Below are 20,834 nucleotides of genomic sequence, written 5' to 3' on the forward strand. Positions count from 1 at the left end.
TATAAGATTATTCAGTCGGCGAAGTGACTGGTCTATTCTTCAGTGCTCTTCTTCAGCTTCTCCTTGAGGAGGTCGCCAAAGCTGGAGGTTGCCTCGCCCTGGCTCCCCATGTAGGACGCCATTTCGGCTTTCTCCATGGCGGTCTGCAGCGCCTTGATGGAAAGGGCGATCTTCTTCTCGACCATGTCCACGTTCAGCACTACCGCCTCGAGCTCGTCGCCGACATTGGCGAAGTCTTTCGGGGAGGCGACTTTCTCGTAGGAGATCTCGGAGACGTGGATCAGGCCCTCGATCCCTTCCTCGATCTCGACGAAGATGCCGAAGTCGGTCACGGAGGTCACTTTACCGTTGACCTTGGAGCCCGGCTTGTACTTCCTGGGGATCTCTTCCCACGGATCGGGAACCAGCTGCTTGATGCCCAGGGAGAGACGCTCGTTCTCGACGTCGATGTTGAGAACCACGGCCTGCACGGTCTGCCCCTTGCCGAACAGTTCGCCCGGGTGCTTCACGCGACGGGTCCAGGAGATGTCGGAGACGTGAACCAGGCCGTCGATGCCGTCCTCGATGCCGATGAAGACGCCGAAGTCGGTGATGTTCTTGATCTGGCCTTCGATCTTGGTGCCGACCGGGTAACGCTCGCCGATCACGGTCCAGGGGTTCACCTCGGTCTGCTTGAGACCCAGGGAGATCCTGCGGTTGCCCGGATCGACGCCCAGGATCACCGCCTCGACTTCCTCACCTACCTTGAGGATTTCGGACGGATGACGCACGCGGCGGGTCCAGGACATCTCGGAGACGTGCACCAGGCCTTCGATGCCGTCCTCGAGGGAGATGAATGCGCCGTAGTCGGTGAGGCTCACGACCTTGCCGCGTACGCGCTCGCCTTCCTGGTAGCGGTCGGCCACGTTGAGCCACGGATCGGGCACGGTCTGCTTGAGGCCCAGGGAGATCTTCCCTTTCTCGCGGTCGTACTTGAGGACCATCACCTTCAGGGTGTCGCCGACCTTGACCATCTCGGACGGGTGACCCAAACGGCCCCAGGACATGTCGGTGACGTGCAGCAGGCCGTCGACGCCGCCCAGATCCACGAACGCGCCGTACTCGGCGATGTTCTTCACCACGCCGTCGACGATGTCGCCTTCCTTGAGGGTCGCCAGGGTTTCGGTCCTTGCCTTGTCGCGCTCCTCTTCGAGCAGCACGCGGCGGGACAGCACGAGGTTGCCGCGCTTCCTGTTCAGCTTGAGGATGCGGAACTCGTAGGTCTGGCCGATGAAACGGTCCATGTTGCCGCCGGGACGCAGGTCAACCTGCGAAGCCGGGAGGAACGCCTCGACGCCCACATCGACGGTCATGCCGCCTTTCACCTTGCCGGTGATCTTGCCTTCGATGGTGCCGCCTTCGCCGGCAGCGGCGATGGCTTCCCAGGCTACCTGGGAATCGGCCTTCTTCTTGGAAAGGACCATGTGGCCGCGGATGTTCTCGCCGCGCTCGAAGTAGACGTTCACTTCGTCGCCGACTTTGACGGTCAGATCGCCGTTCTCGTCGATGAACTCGGCGATGCGGATGGCACCCTCCGACTTGTAGCCGACGTCAACCAGCACCACGTCCTGCTCGATCTGAACAACGACGGCCTTGACGACTTCGCCGCTCTGCGGCTGCCTCAGACTGTCCTGGAAAAGGTCAGCGAACTCGCCACCCATTTCTGCCTGGTCCATCTCCTCGTCATTATCGTGTAACCGCCTGATCGGCATATCTTTTTTCTTGAACGTACGTTTTTCATCACCCATTGAAACTGTTACCCCCTCGTGTAATCTCCATATAAAATCGAGCTAATTTAGCACATCGGACAAAAATATCAACCTATTTTATCTCTATCGATGGCCGAAATTCTTTCCGTCACTTCGTCAATCAACCACTTGGGTGTCGACGCCCCGGCCGTCACCCCCACCCGTTGCACCCCGTCGAACCAGGCGGGATCGATCTGTCCTGCGGTTTCGATGTGGTGGGTGCGCGGCAAAAGCTCCCGGCAGATCTGGGCCAGGCGCCTCGTGTTGGCGCTGTTGAAGCCGCCGATCACGATCATGCAGTCCACCTCGCCGGCGAGCTTCTTGGTCTCTTCCTGGCGCACGGCGGTGGCGTCGCAGATGGTGTTGTAGACCCGGGTCTCGCCGCCGCGGGCGAGGCAGGCGGCCACCACCTCGTTCAAGTGCTCGAACGATTGCGTGGTCTGCGCCACCACCCCCATCTTGGCCATCCGCGGCAGCCGCTCCACGTCCTTGCCGGAGCTGACCACGTAGACCCGACCGGTGGCATAGGAAACGATCCCCTGCACCTCCGGATGCACGGCGTCCCCCACCACGACCACGTCGTACCCTTCCCTGGAGAGTGTCGCCACGTGTTCCTGCGCCTTCTTCACGAACGGGCAGGTGGCGTCGACTATGGCCAGGTCGGCGCGGACCGCGGCTTCCAGTTCCTCGGCGGCGACGCCGTGGGAGCGGATGATCACGGTACTGCCGTTTTTGATCTCGGCCACGTCTTCGACCGACTTCACCCCCATCTCCTCGAGCCGCTGCACCACCTGCGGCGAATGGATGATCGGGCCCAGGGTGTAGGTGTCCCCCCCCTTGTCGGCCGCGTCGAAGGCGAGATGGGTGGCCCTTTTGACGCCGAAGCAAAAACCTGCGTGTTTGGCCAGTATCACTTCCATGGTTACCCCTTGGCGCCCTGCACCAGGCGCTCGCGCACGGTGTTCTCCATTACCGTCAGCACCTCGTCGATGGAGAGGTTGGTGGAGTCGATCGGGAGCGCGTCCTCGGCCTGCCTGAGCGGCGCGTGCTCGCGTCCCTCGTCCTGCCGGTCGCGCTGGATCACCTTGGCGATGGTTTCCTCGAGCGTCGCTGCATCGCCGCGCGCGGCGAGTTCGAGATAGCGGCGCCGGCCGCGCTCCTCGGCGCTGGCGGAGAGGAAGAACTTCACCTCGGCGTCCGGGAAGACCACGGTGCCGATGTCGCGTCCCTCGAGGATGACGCCCCCCTTGGCCCCCATCGCGCGCTGCATGGTCAAAAGCGCTTCGCGCACCGGTTTTCTGGCCGAGATGGCGGAGGTAAGGAGGCCGATCTCCTCGCTGCGGATCTCGGTGGAGACGTCCTCGCCGTTGGCCAGCACCCGGCAGGTCTCGCCGTCCCTCACGAAGGTGATTTCCAGCTCCCGGCACAGTTCGGCCAGTCCGGCGTCGTCATCGCTAGCGATGCCGGCACGCCGGGACATGAGGGCGACGGCGCGGAACATGGCGCCGGTATCGATGTGAATGTAACCGAGGCGCCGGGCCAAAAGCTTGGTGAGGCTGCTTTTACCCGCCCCGGATGGACCGTCGATCGCTACGATTACTCCGTTTTGCCTGACTGCACTCAACGCTGTACTACCCCCTCGAGAAGTTCACGGAAGCCGGGGAACGAGGTGGCGATGCAGTCGACGTCGGAGATCGTGGTCTCTCCCTGCGCGACCAGCCCTGCCACCATCATGGACATGGCGATCCGGTGATCGCCGAAGCTGTCGGCGGCGCACGCCTTGAGGGCGGGGACGCCGGTGATTTCCATGCCGTCCGGAGTCTCCACAACGGTGACCCCGGCTCGTCTTAAATTGTCCGCCATGGCGGTTATGCGGTCGGTCTCCTTGACCCGCAATTCCTCCGCGCCGCTCACCACGGTAGTCCCCTCGGCAAGGGCCGCCGCAACGCAGATGGCCGGGAACTCGTCGATGGCGCGCGGCACCACTTCGCCGGAGATCGCCATGGCCTTCAACTGCGCGTGACGCACCCGTATGTCCGCCACCGGCTCGCCGGTCTCGTCCCGCTCGTTCAAAAGCTCGAGGTCCGCCCCCATCCCCTTCAGGATGTCGATGATGCCGGTGCGGGTCGGGTTGACGCCGACTCCCTTGATGAGAAGCTCCGCACCCGGAACGATGGATGCCGCCACCATGAAGAAGGCAGCCGAGGAGATGTCGCCGGGGACCACGATGTCGCGTCCGGTCAGCTCGGCGCCGCCGCGAACCTTGACGCCGCCCGGAAAGGTTTCCACGTTGGCGCCGAAGGCGCGCAGCATCCGCTCCGAGTGGTCGCGGGAGAGGTGCGGCTCGCGCACCACGGTCTCGCCCTCGGCGTAGAGCCCGGCCAGCATGATGGCCGACTTCACCTGGGCGCTGGAGACCGGGGAGTCGTACTCGATCCCCTTCAGCTGGGAGCCCTGGATGGCGAGCGGCGCCTTTTCGCCGCCGGCACGGCCGCCGATGCGCGCGCCCATCCTGGAGAGCGGCCCGACCACGCGCTTCATGGGGCGGGCGCGCAGGTACTTGTCGCCGGAGAGGACCGAGAAGAAGCTCTGGCCGGCGAGAAGCCCGGTGAGGAGCCTCATCGAGGTGCCGGAGTTGCCGCAGTCGAGGACGTCGGTCGGCTCCTCCAGTCCGTGCAGCCCCTTGCCCACGATGGTGACCGTCTCGCCGTCATCGTCGATCTGCACCCCCATGGCGCGGAAGGCCTCCAGGGTAGCGAGGGCGTCCTCACCGCGCAGGAAGCCGGAGACCTTGGTCACGCCGTTGGCGATGGAGCCGAACATGATGGAGCGGTGCGATATGGACTTGTCGCCGGGGACGCGGATCTCGCCGCGCACGCTCCTGGCGGGTTGTACGGTGTAGCTTTGCATGAAGCACCTCGCTGCCGCTTTCAAATTTTTCTGTCGGACCTGTCGGACTGGTCAGACTGGGTTTGCCCCCTGCGGTTCGCTGTTAGAGAATGGCATCCCGCTTCTGCTTCGAGTTCAGGAAGAAGGCCTGCAGGCCGCCGGCATCCCCCTCCGCCACCAGGGTGCGCAGTTTCTCCAGGTACACGGAAAAGAAGTCCATCATCTCGAGGATCGCCTCGCGGTTGGTAAGCGCGATGTCGCGCCACATGACCGGGTCGGAAGATGCAATCCGGGTAAAGTCCCTGAAACCGCCGGCGGAAAAGGAAAGCAGATCGCCGCCGAAGCGGTCGTAGCCGTCCACGGCATTCACCAGCGAGTAGGCCACCATGTGCGGCAGGTGCGAGATGGCGGCCACCACCAGGTCGTGCTGCACGGGGTCCATGAGCGGCACGTTCGAACCGGCCACCTTCCAGAGCCCGACCACCTTCTCCAGCGCCGCCGGATCGGTGTTGGCGGTCGGGGTGACGATGCAGCGCCTCCCCACGTACAGGGTGGAGAAGGATGCCTCGACGCCCGAATGTTCGGTCCCGGCGATCGGGTGCCCTCCGACGAAGAAGGTTCCTTCCGGCATGAGCGGCTCGCACGCCGTCACCACGGTCTCCTTGACGGAGCCGCCGTCGGTGACGATGCACCCAGGCGCCAGGTACGGCGCTATCTCCGCGACCACCTTCGGTATGGTGCAGACCGGCGTCGCCACGAAAACGAGATCGGCTCCGGCCACCCCTTCCCTGGCATCGGTGGTGTAGCTGTCCAAAACGCCCAGCTCGACGCCGCGCTTCAGGTTCGCTTCGCCGCGGCCGACGCCGACCACCTCGTCCACGGCCCCCTTCTCGCGCAGGACCCGCGCCAGGGAACCGCCGATCAGCCCGACGCCGATCACGGCCATTTTCTTGAAGTGGACCATGCTAGTTCCCCCTCACTGACGTGCCCGGGGGTACGAGCCCAGCACCTTCACGAACTGGCAGCAGGTGGAGAGATCCTGCACCGCCTCGCCGACGGCGGGATCGGAGATGTGCCCGGAGAGGTCGAGGTAGAAGATGTATTCCCACGCCTTCTTCTTGAGCGGGCGGGACTCGATCTTGGAGAGGTTGATGCCGCGCTTGGCAAAGGGCTCCAGCATCCGGTGCAGGATCCCCGGCTCGTCGCGCACCGAGAACATGAGCGAGGTCTTGTCGTCGCCGCTGCGGTCGGCCATCTTCCGGCCGACGACCAGGAACCTGGTGAAGTTGTTCACCTGGTCCTCGATGCGGGCCTTGACGATCTTCAGGTTGTAAATGGAAGAGGCGTACTCGCTGGCGATGGCCGCCGCCGTGTAGTCCTCGGCCACGATCTGGGCGGCGAGCGTCGTGGAGGCGACGTCGACCAGGGGGACGTTGGGGAGGTTCTCGGCGAGCCACTTGCGGCACTGGGCCAGGGGCTGCGGATGCGAGTAGACCTTCTTGATGTCTTCGAAGCGTCCGGTCCTCGAAAGCAGGAAGTGGGACACCTCCAAAAGGACCTCCGCGTTGATCTTCAGTTCGCTCTCCATGAACATGTCGAGCGTGTGGGAGATCATACCCTCGGTGGTGTTCTCGACCGGCACCACGCCGTAGTACGCCTCGCCCTTTTCCACCGCCTCGAAGACGGCGGGAATGGAGCGCTCCGGCGAGAGCGAGGCCGACAGGCCGAAGTGCTGCATGGCGGCCAGGTGGCTGAAGGTGGCGTTGGGCCCCAGGAAGGCGACCTTCAAAGGCTTTTCCAGCGCCAGCGACGCCGAGATGATCTCGCGGAACACGCCGCGCACCGCCTCGGCCGGGAACGGCCCGGGGTTTGCCGCGGCGAGCCGCTCGTAGATCTCCCTCTCGCGGTTGGGCACGTGGAAGTCGCTGCGGTTTTCCGTCTTAACCGCGCCAACCTGCATCACGAGCTTGGCCCGTTCGTTGAGAAGTTCCAGGATGCGATCGTCCACCGCATCTATTTCCTGACGGAGTTTTGCCAGAGTCTGCTTTTCTTTCAAAGCTTTCGGTCACCTTTCAGGAGGGATAGTGGCTTTTTGCGGAGCTGCTATTTATAAGGCACCCGCCGCAAATATGCAACTTTTTTTCTATTTCTCAGGTCACCTCGGGGTGCGCCTCCGGGTTCATCGGGTTCATGCGGACCGCGAGCGAGAAGAGGTAGGGGTAGTCCTTCTGCAGGTGCGCCATGTAGGAGAGCCACTCCATGAGGAGGTAGGTATGCGCGCGTTTCATGTCGCCGCTCAGGTGCTCCATGTCGCTTGCGGGGAGTCCGGCAAGGGAGCGGCGGGCCTGAAGCTCCTCGATCAGGTGGAACACGGCCCAGAGGAGGTCGGTGAAGGAGTCGTGCTCCAAGAGGTTCGGGTTCTCCATGAGCGACAGCATCACCCCTTTCTTCTCGGCCAGAAAGGCCCTCAGGGCGGCGAGGTCGCCGGAGCGGGAATCGGGGCGGATTTCGTGCTCCTTGAGGAATGCCCGCGCCGCGCGGTAATCCTCCTCGCGCCAGCGCACCGTGACCCTGAGCCTCGTGGAGAGCTCCTCGCCGTCGGGATAGAAGTCGTGCAGGTCCCGAAGCAGCGGCGAGCCGACCTCGCTGAAGAAGATCCCGATGACCATGTTCAGCTTCTTGATCATAGCCTCGCGCTCGCGCTCCTTGAGCACGCGTTCGATCATCAGGGTGACGAAGAGGACGTAGACCGGGAGGAAGGCCACGTTGGACATGAAGTTGAAGCCGATCTCCTCCGCGCGGGGGAACAGGAAATAGTCGGCGAGGTACAGGATCAGGGAGATGAGCAGCAGCAGCCAGACGATGCGGTCCTTGGGCAGACGAAGAAATCTCAAAGAAGCCTCCAAGCAAAGCGCCTCACGCAAAGCCGCAAAGACGCAAAGAAAGTCAAAGACAAAAGAGGTAAAACGGGGTGGCAATCTTATATGCTTTACGGCAAAAGGCAAAGATGAAATTAAAAGCTGTCCTTTGCGCCTTTGCGGCTTTGCGTGACCCGGTTTGCGTGAGAGGGGTTACCCGATCCGTTTCAGGCCGTCGGCGATGCGGATGGTGGCGCCGCGCCAGGTGGGGAAAATGCCCGAAACGACACCGACCGAGAGGGCAGCCAGCAATTCGAGCAGCAGCGTCTCGCTGGAAACGCTGAAGTAGGGGAAAAACTGGGCGAGCTCGGTCTCGATCCAAGCCGCGGCCGGGAAGGTGGCGACGACGCCGAGGACGCCACCAAGAAAGGAGATGGCGACGGATTCCCCGAAGATCAGCCCCGCCAGGTGCCCCCCCTTGAAGCCGAGGGTCTTCAGGGTGGCGTACTCGCCGATCCGCTCGCGCGCCGTCATGGCCATGGTGTTGGCCGCCACCACCATGATGATGGCGATCACCATGTACGACACGATCTGGATGGCGATCATGATCGCCTCGGTCATGGACACGAAGCTCATGTGGAAGGCCTTCTCGGTTTCCGTCAGGGTCTCCGCCAGCGAGTTCTTGAAAAGCGAGTCGATGGCGAGGGCCACATCCGGGGCGAGTTCTGGCTTTTTCACCCCGACGACGAAGTAGCCGACCTGGTCGGCGCGCCGGGGAACGGTCTGGCGCATGGTCTCGTTCAGGTAGTTCCAGTGGAAGAGGAGGATGCGCTCCTCGGTCGCTTTCTCCTTGCCGTGGTAGATGCCGCGCAGCACGAACTCCCATTGCCCCGGGTAGATGGTCCCCTTCAGGGTGATCAGGTCGCCGACCTTCCAGCCGTAGGTGCGGGCCAGGCGTTCCCCGACGATGCACCCCTTGCGGTCCAGGAGGAAATCGTTCTTCTCCTTGGGAGAGAGGATGAACTCCGGGTAGAGCTCCATGTAGCCGCGGGGCTCGATGGCGTAGTTGGCGAAGAAGTTCTTGGGCTCCTTGTAGTAGGCGCCGAACCAGTTGCCGTAGGAGACCGTGGTGACCCCGGATACGCCCCGGATCCGTTCGAGGTAGGAGATGGGGAGCGGGAAGACGAGGGAGATGGCGTTACGGGTGACGAGCCGCGTGTCCGAGGCGTGCTCGGCGCCGGAGTACCAAAGGCCGACCAGGGTACGCAGTAGGCCGAAGGCGAGCACCGCCACGGCCACACCCACGACGGTGAGGACGGAACGGAGCCGGTGCCGGAAGAGATTCCTGAGGATGTATTTCAGGATGAACATCAAAACCCCTAAACCATTGGCCACGGAGAAAATCTGAGGAAATCTGAGAAACGCGAAAACCCAAAAGGCTTTGAGGGATAACCCAAAAGACTTCAGGTCTTCTCCGAAGTTCTCAGATTTTCTCCGGGGCTAACGGTTTTACGTGGCCCGCAGCGCCTCCACTATCTTCATCCGCGAGGCCCGGAAGGCGGGCAACACCCCGCCCACCAATCCCATGACGGCTGAAAACAACAGCGACTTCCAGACTATGCTGACGTTGAGCGTGAAGGAAAAGGCCAACTCGGAAAAAGAGGCCCAGTTCATGGTGGAAATGGTTATGAGCTGCATGAAGGAGGCGGCAAACAACCCCAGCAACCCTCCGCACAACCCGAGCAGGAGCGCCTCGACGATGAACGCGGAGAGGATGCTCTTTCTCTGAAAGCCCAGGGCCCGCAGGGTCCCGATCTCGGTGACCCGGTTGGCGACGGCGGCGTACATGGTGATGGTCGCCCCGATCACAGCGCCTATGGAGAAGACGACGGTGAGCACGAGCCCCAGGATGCGCAGAAACTTCGCCATGGCCTCGGACTGGTCCAGGTAGTAGCGGGTCTCCCGCTTCGCCTCGACGGTGAGCCGCGGGTCCGACTCTATCCGCGCCTTGTAGGCGTCAAAGGCGGTGGTGTCGCGCAACCGGAATATGATCGAGGAATACACCGGCCGCCTGAACGCCTGCATCATCTGGTCGCGGTCCCCCCAGATCTCGGAGGAGAACCCGGTGGCCCCGGCATCGAAGACGCCGACGACACGCCAGTCGCGCATCCCGAAACGAAGCGTCTCACCAAGACCGCACCCCTTGAAGCGACGCGACACGCTCTCCCCGGCGATGACCTCGGCGGAACCGGGCCGCGGCATACGCCCCTCCTTCAGGCGGACGGCAGGGCGCAACTTCAAAGAGGCCGGGTCAATGCCGCGGATGATCACGTTGGAAGGCTTGTCCCCCACCCGCTTTTTCAGGTTGATCAGGACCACCAGCTCCTTGGCCAGCAGCGGCTCCCCGTCAGCCCCCACGGCGATCTCGGGCTGGCTCTCCAGCAGGGAAGCCTGGTCCCTCTCCACCGCGCTTTGCACCTCGGAGTTGGAGGATTTCCTGAGCAGCACCACGTTGTCGCTGGATCCGGTCTGCACCAGGGTCTTTTGCAGCCCCTCGGTCAGCATGAGGGTCGCGGCAAAGACGAAGACGACGAGCCCCATGCCGCTCGCGGTGAGGACGGTGGTGAGGCGCCTGGTCCAGAGATTGCGGAAGCTGTAGGAGTAGGGAATACCCATCTAGGTCACGCTCAGTTCGCCCTTCTCCAGGTGACGGATGATGTGGGCTTTCTCGGCGGCGCGGGGGTCGTGGGTCACCATGACCACGGTCTTGCCGAACTCCCGCACCAGGCGGTCCATGAGCTGAAGGATTTCCTCGGCTGAGACACGGTCCAGGTCGCCGGTGGGCTCGTCCGCCACCAGGATCTCGGGATCGGTGACGATGGCACGGGCGATGGCGACCCGCTGCTGTTGGCCGCCGGAAAGCTGGGATGGGTAGTGGTCCATCCGGTCGGTGAGCCCGACCACGTCCAGCACCGCCTCGACGTGCTCGCGCCGCTCGCGCCGGTCCAGGTGGGTCAACAAAAGGGGAAGCTCCACGTTCTCGAAGGCGGTCAGCACCGGGATCAGGTTGTAGAACTGGAAGATGAAGCCGACGCTCCCGGCGCGCCAGCGGGCGAGATCGCTTTCACCAAGCGTCGTTATTTCGACGTCGGCAATCTGGATGGAGCCCTCATCGGCGCTGTCGATGCCGGCTATCAGGTTGAGGAGCGTGCTCTTGCCGGAGCCGGAAGGGCCCATGAGGGCGACGAATTCGCCCCGGGCGATGTCGAAGTTGATACCGGTGAGCACGGGGATGATCTGGGCGCCCCGGCGGTAGGCCTTGGAGAGGTTCCTGATACGGACGATCGGCTCGCTCGCTTCGGCCATGGCTACTTTTCCGCCGTCTTGACGCGGCTGCCGTCACGCAGCTTGTCCAGGGGCTTCGTGGCGATGCGCTCTCCGGCCTTGACGCCGGAGGCGACCTGCACCAGGTCGCCCATCTTCCCCCCAAGGACCACCGGGGTCAGCTGCACCCGGTCCTGCACCACCTTGAAGACGTAATCCCTGCCGTCGCGGCGGACCACGGCCGTCGGGGACACGGCGACGCGCGGGGTCCCCTCCCCTTGCTTCATCTCGCGCTCCAGGAAGGCGACCTTCGCGCTCATCTCGGGGAGGATGCGCGTGTCCTTGTCCAGGAAGCGGACTTTCACCATGACGCTCCCCTTGCTGCGGTCGGCCGTGGGGACGATGGTGTAGAGCGCGCCGCGGAACCGTACGTCCGGCAGGGCATCGAGGAGGATCTCGCACGGCTGCCCCACCTTGACCTTGGCCAGGTTGGTCTCGGATACGTCGGCCTCCACCTGCAGCGACCCCATGTCGGCCATGGTGACGACGGCAGCCTTGGCGTTGGCAGAGGCGGCAAGCGGCGAGACGATGTCGCCGACATCGGCGTTCTTGGTGAGCACCACGCCGTCGAAGGGGGCGCGGATCAGCGTGTAGTCAAGGGACGCCTCGGCACCCCGCAGGGCGCTCTGCGCTCCGCTGATGTTGGCCTGGGCCGCGGCGACTGCGGCGACCGCGCGCTGGTAGCGGGCCTCGGCGGTATCGTAATCCGCCTGGGCGATGATCCCCTGGCCGATCAGCTCCTTCGCCCGTGAGAGAGCCCGGGCGGCATCCTTTTGCTCCACCCTGGCCTGATCGAGGTTGTCCCGCGCAGCCGAAAGCGTCGCCGAGGCCTGCCCCTTTTCGGCAGCCACATCACGGTTTTCGAGCCGAGCCAGAAGTTGCCCCGCCCGCACAACGCTCCCCTCCTCCACCCCGAGCCATTCCAGCCGGCCGGTCGCCTTGGAGGCCACCGCCGCCTTTCTCTGGGCCACCACGTAGCCGCTCGCGTTCAAAAGGGAGATGGTCTGCGAGGGATAGATGAGGGACACGGTGGCCACTTCCACCTCGACGCTGCGCCTCGCCGCCACGGTCCAGATCGCCAGCACCAGGGCCAAAAGCACCAGCGCCGTCACGACCTGGGTGCGCCGCTTCTTGCCGGCGCCTCCGGCGGGGGTATGGCGTTGCTTGTCGATGGTCAGTCTGTTCAGGTCATCTTGTGCCATGCACGGTCACCCCGATTAGCGATTTCATAGAAGCGGAAGCTAACACATTTTCGGATGGGTGGGAAGTCACAATGAGGCTACAGCTCTTCCACCAGCAGGTCGACGATCTGCAGGTCCGGCCGCTCCGACACCAGCCAGTACTCCAGTTCCTGCAGCAGCTGCCGGGCGCGGGTGGCGCTTGGGGCTACCGTGACGAAGCAGATCTCCGCGTCGGCGGGCTGATCGTTTAGTGCGCTCTCGGAACAGGCGACATTGAACCTGTTGCGCGCCCGCGCCAGCACGCTCTTCACGATCGCCCTTTTCTCTTTGAGCGTGCGACTGGGCAGTAAAAGTCTCATCTGCAGCAATGCCACGTGCATGTTGCCCCTCCTTTGACAAAGACAATGCAGCGATTCTACCACATCGACTTGACACAGAGCACGCCATCCCGCCGCTGACGAACGCCTCCCCCCTCCCTACCCACCCCCTCCGGGGGCGGGATTCGCTCTCGGGGGCGGGATTCACTCTCGGGGGCGGGAAGTCACTCCCTCCTCTCCGCAGGGCGGGAAGCCATAAGCCCCTCCCCCCGGAGGGGGAAGTCGGGAGGGGGGAACCGGTATACGACTGACAGGGTGACACAGCGGTGTTGCATATTGTTTTGGCGCGGCAAATTGAGTACACTGACGCCGCTAAAACGGAGGTGACATGAAAAATTTGGTGCTGACTCTACTTGCCGTCCTTGTCCTCGGCGCCCTGACCGGCTGCGCCACCACCTTGCCTGCCCAGCTCCCCGCGGGGTTCCAGGTGAAACCAGTCGCCCGCGCCGATGCGGGGACCCCGTTCGATGCCTCCCGTAACGGCACCTTCGCCACCGTGAGCAACGGAAAGGTGGCGCTTACCGATACGCAGGGAAACAGCGTCAACGCGGCCGACGGCGGCGCCAGCGCGCTCAGTTTCTCCCCCGGCGGCGAAAAGCTCGCCATCGCCCTCCCCGCCGCAGACGCCACGCTGCTGCGCATCGTCAACCGTAGCGGCGGCACCCTGGGTGAAACCAGGATACCGGGGAGGGTCATCTCCGTCGCCTGGCGTTCCGACCAGGAGGTGCTGGCAGGCGTGCTCAACGTCAGAAAATTCAGCTTCGGCACACAGATGGTCTCGCGGCTCTTCCAGTGGGACGGCAGCGCCGCACCCGTCGTCAGCACATTGAACGACGTAACGCTGCGCCCGCAGGTGGCGAAACTGCCGGAACAGCTTCTGTACAACCAGCTCTTCATCGCCGTCTCCCCCTTCCGTGACGAGATCGCCTTCACCTCGTTGAAGGATCCCCCCCTCTTCATTCCCTATTTGAAGGTTCTGGTCCGCAACCTGGAAACCGGCGGCGGAAAGGAGGTGGGGCAGGCTCAGCTCGGTGCGGGAAAACTCCTCTACACCCCTGACGGCGAATCGCTGGTGATCGGCGACAAAGAGAACGTCTCGCACCGAATATCGCTGCCGGATGGAAAGGAATTGGAAAGCTTCCCGGGCGCCGCCATCAACCCCGCCCTCTCCCCGTCCGGAGAGTATCTGCTTCTGGACGGCCACCTCTACCGGAAGGGGAAGGAGATCGCCACCTTCCCTGCCGGCTCCAGGGGGAGCTTCCTCCCCGACGGCTCCGGCATCGCGGTGAGTTACCAGGGACAACTGTTCCTGGTTTCCGGGCTTCACGACGGACCCGCCCCCCCCCTTCCCGCCGACCTGGACCGGGTGCTCAAGCTGCGCCGGCTCCGCAGCCAGGGGCTGATCACGGACGAGGAATACCGCAAACAACTGGAGCGCAAGGAGCCGACACCATGATGAAGTCATTGCTCGCCGCGGCGCTCTTGTTGTCTGCGCCGGTCGCCGCCGGCGCCTCGGAGCCGTGTCTCCCCTGTCATGCCGAAAAAACGCCCGCCGCGGTGGCCCAGTGGCAGGGGAGCGCCCACGCCAGGGCCGGAGTCGGCTGTGAGAAGTGCCACGGCACCGACCACGACAAGATCGTGAAGGGGGAGGCCAAGGTTGGGATGAAGGTCTGCGCCCCTTGCCACCAGAAAGCGTACCAGGAGCATCGCGCCAGCCGTCACGGCATGGGGCTGCACTCCGGGTGGGGGTGCACCAGGAACTTGCCCGCCCGCAAGCCCGGCGAGTGCCGTTTCTGCCACCAGGAGGGGGACGAGATGCCGCGCTCGGACGTGCAGTGCGCCCGTTTCCTGAAGCAGTCGCCCGAGATGGGGGAGATCGGCTGCAATTACTGCCACAGCGTCGAGGACGCCTGCGACTCCTGCCACTCGAAGCACATGACCGATCTGAAGATCGTGCGCGATCCGAACTCCTGCGCCAAGTGCCATATGGGGCCGGACCACCCGCAGTGGGAGATGTGGCAGACCTCGCTGCACGGCACGCTGAACGCGAGCAGCGGCAGGAAGAGCGGGCCGGACTGCCAGACCTGCCACATGCCCAAGGGGACCCATAACGTCTCCATCGGCATCACCATGAATTCCGGCGGCGTCCCCTACCCCGCGGCAAAGGCGGAGACGGCCCGCACCGACATGATCGGCATCTGCAGCGACTGCCACGCCCCCGCCTTCGCCAGGCGGGAGCTGGAGCGCGGCGACCTGGTGCGCAGTCAGAGTCTCTCCATCCTGAAGGAGGCGGAGCACGTCATCTGGGACCTGAACGACCGGGGACTGCTCGACCCCATGCCGGAGAACCGTCCACCGCACCCCTTGAGCGGGCAGCGCCTGGTGACCGACAGCCAGATGCTCTACGAGGACACCTCGCACATCGAGCGGCTCTTCTTCAAGATGAAGAAGTACGACTACGCCCGGACGGTGAAGGGGGCGTACCACCAGAACCCGGCCTACACCCACTGGTACGGCAACGCCGAGCTGAAGATGGACCTCGTGGACATAAAGAGCGAGGCGAGCCGGTTGAAGGAGCGGGGTGGGAAGAAGGGAGAGAGTAGACAGGATGCGCAGCCGGGCGCCGAGGCCGAACTGAAGGCGCTGAAGAACAAGTTCGAAAGAGGCGCGCTGAGCGAAGAGGAATACGCGAAGGCGAAGGGGAAGGTCCTGGAGAAGATGAGATAAAAACCAAACCATTGGCCACGGAGAAAATCTGAGGAGTTCTGAGAGAAGCAAAGCGAAAGTGAATCAAAAGACTTTGGGGTAACCTTCAAAAGTCTTTACGGTGTTCTCCGATTTTCTCAGATTTTCTCCGTGGCCAATGGGTTTGCTTTTGGCCTTTTTAACTTGCCCCTCACGGGCAAAAGGTGTATCCATGCTGTCCCCACTCTCACGGGGAAAGAAACGCAAAACGAAGGAGAAACATCGATGGGCATCCTCGCCAACACAGTAAGCGTCTGCCACTTCAAGGTCCAGGGGGATCTCCCGCAGCAGGAAGAACTCCACGCCTGGGTCACCAAACAACTGGCGGCGAACAGGTTCAACCCGATCGACCAGGGTTCCGAGGAAACGTCGGTCGGCTGGGTGCACCTGGACGACCCCAGGATCGCCGATTTCGACTCACCCGCGGCCTGCTGCCGCGAACACTACTTCATGTTCACGCTGCGCCGCGACAAACGCGCTGTCCCTTCGGCAGTGCTGAAGGCGCACCTCGAGAAGGCCAAGGAGGAGTTCCTGGCGGAAAACCCGAACTTCACCAAGGTCCCCAAACAAAAGCGTGAGGACCTGAAGGAGGCGGTGCATGCCATGCTCCTCTCCCAGACGCTCCCCACCCCGGCCACCTACGACGCGGTATGGGACACCAAGAGCGGCATCCTCACCTTCAGCTCGCTCTCCCCGAAGGTCATCGAGCTCTTCGAGGAGATGTTCAAGAAGACCTTCGAGGGACTCAGGGTCTCCGCCTTCCATCCCTACGCCCGCGCGGAGAGCGTGCTGGACGAGGGGAACAAGGTGCTGCTCGCGCAGGCCAACAAGGCCGGCGGCGACAACTACCTGGAGCTGATCAAGGAAAACCAGTGGCTGGGGACCGATTTCATGCTCTGGCTCATGTACCAGACCATGAACGAGTCCTCCGAGTACAGCGTGAACCAGCCGGGCGTGCTGCTCGCGCAGGAACCGTTCGTCTCCTACCTGGACGACCGGGTGGTGCTCCTTGGCTCCGGCGAGAACGGCGCGCAGAAGATCACCGTGGCCGGCCCGCAGGATCACTTCAACGAGGTGAGAAGCGCCCTTTTGAACAAGAAGCAGATCACCGAGGCGACGCTGCACCTGGAGAACGGTGACGACCACTTCAAGCTGACGCTGAAGGGGGAGCTGTTCCACTTCGCGTCCTTCAAGTCTCCGGCGGTCAAGCTGGAGAAGGACAGCACGGTGGACGAGGCGATGGAGAGGGAGGCGGTCTTCTTCGAGAGGATGCTGCTGCTTGAGAAAGGGACCCAGCTCTTCGACTCGGTGTTCGCCACCTTCCTGAAGCTGAGGCTGGGGAACCAGTGGGCAGACGAATCGGCAGCCATCCAGAAATGGCTCAACGTCTGCAGCTTCTGCAACAGCCAACTGGCCTAACCGCTGCGGCGGAATGGCATCACGGGTAAAGCAAAAGGGCGCCGGGGAATCTCCCCTGCGCCCTTCGTGCATCCGGAGCGGTAGCCATGGTGCAAATCTGCGGGGCAGCGCAGGGCGAATGATTATTCGCCCCTACAGTCCCCAGATACCTGCCGAGGTCGACTACTCCCCTACACGCAGCGCTTTGACGATGCGGCCGCCGCCCACCAACTCGTCTCCCTGGTAGAACACCACCGACTGCCCCGGGGTGACCGACTTCTGCGGCTCGACAAAGAAGACCTCGCCCATCCCGTCCCCCAGGATCTTGACGCGGCACTCGATGGGCTGCTGCCGGTAGCGGATCTTGCAGGTGGTCTCCACGGTTTCCCCCGCGACGGGCACCACCCAGTTCAGATCGCAGGCCAGCAACCCGGGAGCGAACAGCCCGCCGACCTCGCCGACCACGACCCGGGCCTCGGCCGCATCGATGGCAACCACGTACAGCGGCTCCTTCCACGCGATTCCCAAGCCCCTTCTCTGCCCGATGGTGTAGCGATGGGTGCCGTTGTGGCGCCCGAGCACGGTGCCGTTCACATGAACGATCTCGCCGCTTCTCCCGTCCAGCCCGCCCCCCTTTTCCAGGAAGGCGACGTAATCGTCGCCGGGGACGAAGCAGATCTCCTGACTGTCGCTTTTTTGCGCCACGGGGATGCCGAAGCCGGCGGCGAGCCTTCTGACCTCGTCCTTGCTCGGCATCTCCCCGAGTGGGAATACCACGCGGGACAGTTGCCGCTGGGTGAGGGTGTAGAGGAAGTACGACTGGTCCTTGGCCAGGTAGGCGGCCTTGAGCAGGTGCCAGGTCCCGCTTCCGTCGACGGCGGTCCGCACATAGTGGCCGGTGGCGAGATAATCGGCGCCCAGTTCCAGCGCCTTGTCCAGCAACAGCCCGAACTTCACGTACCTGTTGCAGCGCACGCACGGGTTGGGGGTCTGCCCCGCCACGTACTGGCCCCGGAAATCCTCCATGATGAGGCGGCCGAACTCCTCCTCCAGGTGAACCTGGTGAAACTCGATGCCGAGATATTCGGCGACGATCTGGGCGTCCCCCTTGGCCTGCGGGTCTTCCCCCTCGCGCCGGAACAGTTTCATGTTGATGCCGATGACCTCAGCCCCCTGCTCTTTCAGGAGCGCCGCGACCGTCGATGAGTCCACGCCGCCGCTCATGGCGACGGCTATCTTCTTGCCTTTGTACTCTGCTGACATATCTGCTCCGTTCATGTTGCCGTTCGCTGCGCATCCATAGTTGACCGAATGGCCCGTTCAAGGCAACCTTTTTCTCCTGTCCCCGCGTCCCTCCATCTGCGCTCTGGATCAACACTTAAGTTCCACGGCCGCCAGCCGATTTCTATTGTTATGGCTTGGCTGCGTAGATTAAACTGTCTCCTGGCCAGAGCCCGTTAAAGGAGAATCGCCATGCCTTTGTCTCTCACCATCAGGCGCCTGCTGACTACCCAGCCGATCGACCTCCCGGTTTTCCACCCTATCGCGGTGAGGATCCTGCACCTGCTGCAGACACCCGACTTCACCATGACGCAGATCACCGACCTCGCCAACGAGGACCAGTCCCTGGCCGGCCAGATCCTGAAGATCGCCAACTCCCCCATGTACATCGGCCGGGTCCGGACCGAGACCATCAAGGAGGCGGTGGTCAGGCTGGGAGGGCAGGAGATCGCCAACCTCGCCATGGCGGCGTCGCAGGCAAGCCTGCACGCTTCGGACAACAAGACCATCAACCGGTTCATGCAGTCGCTTTGGCTGCACAGCCACGCCTGCGCCCTGGGGAGCCGGTGGCTGGCACGCCGGGCGGGATATCCGCAGCACGGCGACCAGGCCTACATGGCGGGCCTGCTGCACGACATCGGCAAACTCTACCTTTTGAAGGCGCTGGAGCGGCTGAACCAGATGGGGGTGGCGCACGCGGCGCTCGAGGAGGACCTGCTGCTGGAGATCTTCGCGGAGTTGCACGTCGAGCAGGGATGCCGGCTCATGGAACACTGGAACATGCCCAAGGTCTACTACAACGTGGTCGCCAACCACCATGACGAGAATTTCGACACCCAGGACATCGTGCTGACGGTGGTGAGGCTGGTGAACATGGCCTGCAAGATGAAGGGGATCGGGCTTTTGCACGACCCGGAGATCGACCTCGCCGAGCAGGCCGAGACGGCCATGCTGCAGCTAAGCCAGGAGGAGATCGACGACCTTTCCGACGTCCTGGAGGACTCGCAGGACCTGATGCTGTAAGACAGGCGCCAGGCCTTTCACTCCCCAGCCCCGTGCCCCTCCCTTTGGTACTCGAGGATGATGGGGAGGTCGGCGTCCGCCCATTCCAGCTCCAGCATCCTCCCGGGGGGGAGCCAGGTCATGGCGGAGTGCTCGTGCAGGGTGATCTCGCCGGACACGATGCTGCAGACGTAAGGGTAGAGGGTCACGTCGAAGCCGGGATACCGGTGGGTGGTCGGCGTGAGCGGGCGCCCCACCGCTATCTCCACCCCCATCTCCTCCACAAGCTCACGCTTCAGGCACTCCTCGCGCCCCTCTCCGGGCTCTATCTTCCCACCGGGAAATTCCCACCTCAAAGGGAGGTTCATGGATGCGCTGCGCCGCGCCGACAGCACCAGCCCGTCGCGCTCGATGATGGCGCAGGCTACGTGGACGTGTTTTCTGGAATCTATCGTCTGTGTCATTGTAGTGAGTCCACCCCCGGAGGATCTTTACCGTCCGTTCCGCTTCCAGGACGTGGCAGACCACCCGGGTGTTGCAGATTTTTCCTTCGGGAGCAAGCGCCGAAGAGGTCACCGGGCAGCGTTTCATGCGGCGGAGGTTTTTGAAAGGATCTTGTTCTCTAACAGCAAGGAGGGGACCTGGCCTTCGGCTTCAGCCTTGACGCTTTGAGCTTCCGGGCGTCCTTCTGCGCCATGGGGTGCTTGCACAGAAACCACTTTCATTTCCGTCACCGCCCGCAAAAGCGTACGCGACCGGGGCGATCAGGTCAAGGGATTTAGGAGCCGTCGGCTCATGAGCCACAGACGGAGTCTGACGCGTCGTCCTGGGGGAGCACCAGCGGGATCTGCAGCTGGAAAACCGAGCCGCCGCCGGGGAGGTTCTCGGCCCAGATGCCGCCGTCCATCAACTCGGTCATGCGCCGCGCCAGGGTGAGCCCGAGCCCGAGCCCGGGATACGAGCGGGTGATCGAGCCGTCGGACTGGGTGAAGTCGCTGAAGATGCGCTCGAGGTCGGCCTCGTCGATCCCGACGCCGGTATCGGTAACGGAAAACTGCAGCATCTGCTCCCCGGCGACCTCCTGCAGGCGCGCCTCCAGCCCCACCGCGCCCGAGGGGGTGAATTTGACCGCGTTGCCCAAAAGCATGGTCAGCACCTTGTGCAGCATCCCCTGGTCAGTAACCACCACTTCCGGCAGCATCGGGTCGATGCGCACGTTGAGATCGAGCCCCTTGCCATCAGCCAGGGCCCGGGCCTCCATGAGCACCATGTCCAGGAAGGTTTTCAGGTGAAACGCGGCGTTCTCCGGAGCGCCCCCCTCCCCTTCAAGCCGGCTGGTCTCGATGAGATCCTCCACGATCCCCAGCAATCTCACGGCTGATTTCTGCACCATTCCCAGGTATTTGCGCTTGTTGTCATCCTCCTCCTGGTTGAGCACGAAGTCGGTCATGCCGATGATCGGGGTGAGCGGCGTGCGCAGTTCGTGGCTTACGCTGCGCAGGAATTCCTTCTTGGCGCGGTCGGCCGCGCTCGCCAGCGTCTCCAGGAGATCGCGGTAGCGCTTCAGCTCGAGGTGGTTCTTCACCCTCGCCCGGACGATGTGCGGGCTGATCGGCTTGGTGAGGTAGTCGATCGCCCCCAGCTCGAGCCCCTTGATCTCCTGCTCCTCCTCGATCATCGCGGTGACGAAGATGATGGGGATGTCGCGCGTGGAGGGATCTCCCTTCAATATCCCGCACAGCTCGAACCCGTCCATGCCCGGCATCATGATGTCCAGCAGGATCAGGTCGGGCTTGTCGGCGCGGATCAGTTCCAGCGCGTCCAGCCCGCTGGTGGCGAAGAAGAGTTCGTAGTCGTCCCCAAGGCTTTCGCTCAGGATCTCGATGTTGGCGGGGGTGTCGTCGACTATCATAACCGTCTGGCGTTTCATGG

Annotated in this window: 19 protein-coding genes; 4 read left to right on the forward strand and 15 right to left on the reverse strand. The window is 63.3% G+C overall.

The window, feature by feature from the left end; translation table 11 throughout:
• Positions 1 to 32 precede the first annotated feature (32 nt).
• The 12 genes from KP001_RS11160 to KP001_RS11215 form a co-directional block, all read right to left on the reverse strand.
• Complete coding sequence (locus tag KP001_RS11160; RefSeq protein ID WP_217285722.1) at positions 33 to 1,787, reverse strand: 30S ribosomal protein S1; 1,755 nt, start codon at positions 1,785 to 1,787, stop codon at positions 33 to 35.
• 68 nt (positions 1,788 to 1,855) lie between these two features.
• Positions 1,856 to 2,707, reverse strand: coding sequence for a 4-hydroxy-3-methylbut-2-enyl diphosphate reductase (ispH, locus tag KP001_RS11165; RefSeq protein WP_217285723.1), 852 nt, complete (start codon positions 2,705 to 2,707; stop codon positions 1,856 to 1,858).
• Positions 2,708 to 2,709: 2 nt separating this feature from the next.
• A complete protein-coding gene (gene cmk, locus KP001_RS11170) occupies positions 2,710 to 3,411 on the reverse strand; it encodes a (d)CMP kinase (RefSeq protein ID WP_217285724.1) in 702 nt (233 codons plus the stop codon).
• Positions 3,408 to 4,697, reverse strand: coding sequence for a 3-phosphoshikimate 1-carboxyvinyltransferase (aroA, locus tag KP001_RS11175; RefSeq protein WP_217285725.1), 1,290 nt, complete (start codon positions 4,695 to 4,697; stop codon positions 3,408 to 3,410). The genes cmk and aroA overlap by 4 nt, the downstream gene beginning before the upstream one ends.
• Before the next feature lie 82 nt (positions 4,698 to 4,779).
• Positions 4,780 to 5,640 (reverse strand): prephenate dehydrogenase, encoded by an 861-nt coding sequence (locus tag KP001_RS11180; protein WP_217285726.1) that lies wholly within the window; start codon positions 5,638 to 5,640, stop codon positions 4,780 to 4,782.
• 12 nt (positions 5,641 to 5,652) lie between these two features.
• Positions 5,653 to 6,732 carry a prephenate dehydratase gene (gene pheA / locus KP001_RS11185; protein WP_217285727.1) on the reverse strand — a complete coding sequence of 360 codons (1,080 nt, stop codon included), beginning with the start codon at positions 6,730 to 6,732 and terminating at the stop codon, positions 5,653 to 5,655.
• Positions 6,733 to 6,826: 94 nt separating this feature from the next.
• Positions 6,827 to 7,570 (reverse strand): MJ1433 family protein, encoded by a 744-nt coding sequence (locus KP001_RS11190; RefSeq protein WP_217285728.1) that lies wholly within the window; start codon positions 7,568 to 7,570, stop codon positions 6,827 to 6,829.
• Positions 7,571 to 7,747: 177 nt separating this feature from the next.
• Positions 7,748 to 8,905 carry an ABC transporter permease gene (locus KP001_RS11195; RefSeq protein WP_217285729.1) on the reverse strand — a complete coding sequence of 386 codons (1,158 nt, stop codon included), beginning with the start codon at positions 8,903 to 8,905 and terminating at the stop codon, positions 7,748 to 7,750.
• A 138-nt stretch (positions 8,906 to 9,043) separates the two neighbouring features.
• Positions 9,044 to 10,210 carry an ABC transporter permease gene (locus KP001_RS11200; RefSeq protein WP_217285730.1) on the reverse strand — a complete coding sequence of 389 codons (1,167 nt, stop codon included), beginning with the start codon at positions 10,208 to 10,210 and terminating at the stop codon, positions 9,044 to 9,046.
• Positions 10,211 to 10,900: an ABC transporter ATP-binding protein gene (locus KP001_RS11205; RefSeq protein ID WP_217285731.1), complete on the reverse strand. Its 690-nt coding sequence runs from the start codon at positions 10,898 to 10,900 to the stop codon at positions 10,211 to 10,213. It lies immediately after the preceding gene.
• Positions 10,901 to 10,902: 2 nt separating this feature from the next.
• Positions 10,903 to 12,120, reverse strand: a complete 1,218-nt coding sequence (locus KP001_RS11210; RefSeq protein ID WP_217285732.1) for an efflux RND transporter periplasmic adaptor subunit — start codon at positions 12,118 to 12,120, stop codon at positions 10,903 to 10,905.
• A 77-nt stretch (positions 12,121 to 12,197) separates the two neighbouring features.
• The gene (locus KP001_RS11215; protein WP_217285733.1) at positions 12,198 to 12,479 is read right to left on the reverse strand and encodes a DUF503 domain-containing protein; all 282 of its coding nucleotides are present in this window, start codon (positions 12,477 to 12,479) and stop codon (positions 12,198 to 12,200) included.
• 325 nt (positions 12,480 to 12,804) lie between these two features.
• On the opposite strand from KP001_RS11215, the gene KP001_RS11220 reads away from it, so the two are divergent.
• The 3 genes from KP001_RS11220 to rdgC all read left to right on the forward strand — a co-directional run bounded on the left by KP001_RS11220 (position 12,805) and on the right by rdgC (position 16,640).
• Positions 12,805 to 13,932 (forward strand): hypothetical protein, encoded by a 1,128-nt coding sequence (locus KP001_RS11220; RefSeq protein ID WP_217285734.1) that lies wholly within the window; start codon positions 12,805 to 12,807, stop codon positions 13,930 to 13,932.
• The gene (locus tag KP001_RS11225; RefSeq protein WP_239027759.1) at positions 13,929 to 15,203 is read left to right on the forward strand and encodes a multiheme c-type cytochrome; all 1,275 of its coding nucleotides are present in this window, start codon (positions 13,929 to 13,931) and stop codon (positions 15,201 to 15,203) included. Before KP001_RS11220 ends, KP001_RS11225 begins: the two co-directional genes overlap by 4 nt.
• Positions 15,204 to 15,446: 243 nt before the next feature.
• Complete coding sequence (rdgC, locus tag KP001_RS11230; RefSeq protein ID WP_217285735.1) at positions 15,447 to 16,640, forward strand: recombination-associated protein RdgC; 1,194 nt, start codon at positions 15,447 to 15,449, stop codon at positions 16,638 to 16,640.
• Between the two features lie 162 nt (positions 16,641 to 16,802).
• Here the strand turns inward: rdgC and mnmA are convergent, their stop codons facing one another.
• Positions 16,803 to 17,882 carry a tRNA 2-thiouridine(34) synthase MnmA gene (mnmA, locus tag KP001_RS11235; protein ID WP_217285736.1) on the reverse strand — a complete coding sequence of 360 codons (1,080 nt, stop codon included), beginning with the start codon at positions 17,880 to 17,882 and terminating at the stop codon, positions 16,803 to 16,805.
• A 210-nt stretch (positions 17,883 to 18,092) separates the two neighbouring features.
• On the opposite strand from mnmA, the gene KP001_RS11240 reads away from it, so the two are divergent.
• Entirely contained in the window at positions 18,093 to 18,923 is an 831-nt protein-coding gene (locus KP001_RS11240) for an HDOD domain-containing protein (RefSeq protein WP_217285737.1), read from the forward strand.
• 17 nt (positions 18,924 to 18,940) lie between these two features.
• On the opposite strand, the gene KP001_RS11245 is transcribed toward KP001_RS11240, so the two are convergent.
• Positions 18,941 to 19,366: a (deoxy)nucleoside triphosphate pyrophosphohydrolase gene (locus KP001_RS11245; RefSeq protein ID WP_217285738.1), complete on the reverse strand. Its 426-nt coding sequence runs from the start codon at positions 19,364 to 19,366 to the stop codon at positions 18,941 to 18,943.
• 329 nt (positions 19,367 to 19,695) lie between these two features.
• Positions 19,696 to 20,832 (reverse strand): hybrid sensor histidine kinase/response regulator, encoded by a 1,137-nt coding sequence (locus KP001_RS11250; RefSeq protein WP_217285739.1) that lies wholly within the window; start codon positions 20,830 to 20,832, stop codon positions 19,696 to 19,698.
• Between the last annotated feature and the right edge of the window lie 2 nt (positions 20,833 to 20,834).

Source organism: Geomonas subterranea, from assembly GCF_019063845.1.
GTDB lineage: Bacteria > Desulfobacterota > Desulfuromonadia > Geobacterales > Geobacteraceae > Geomonas > Geomonas subterranea.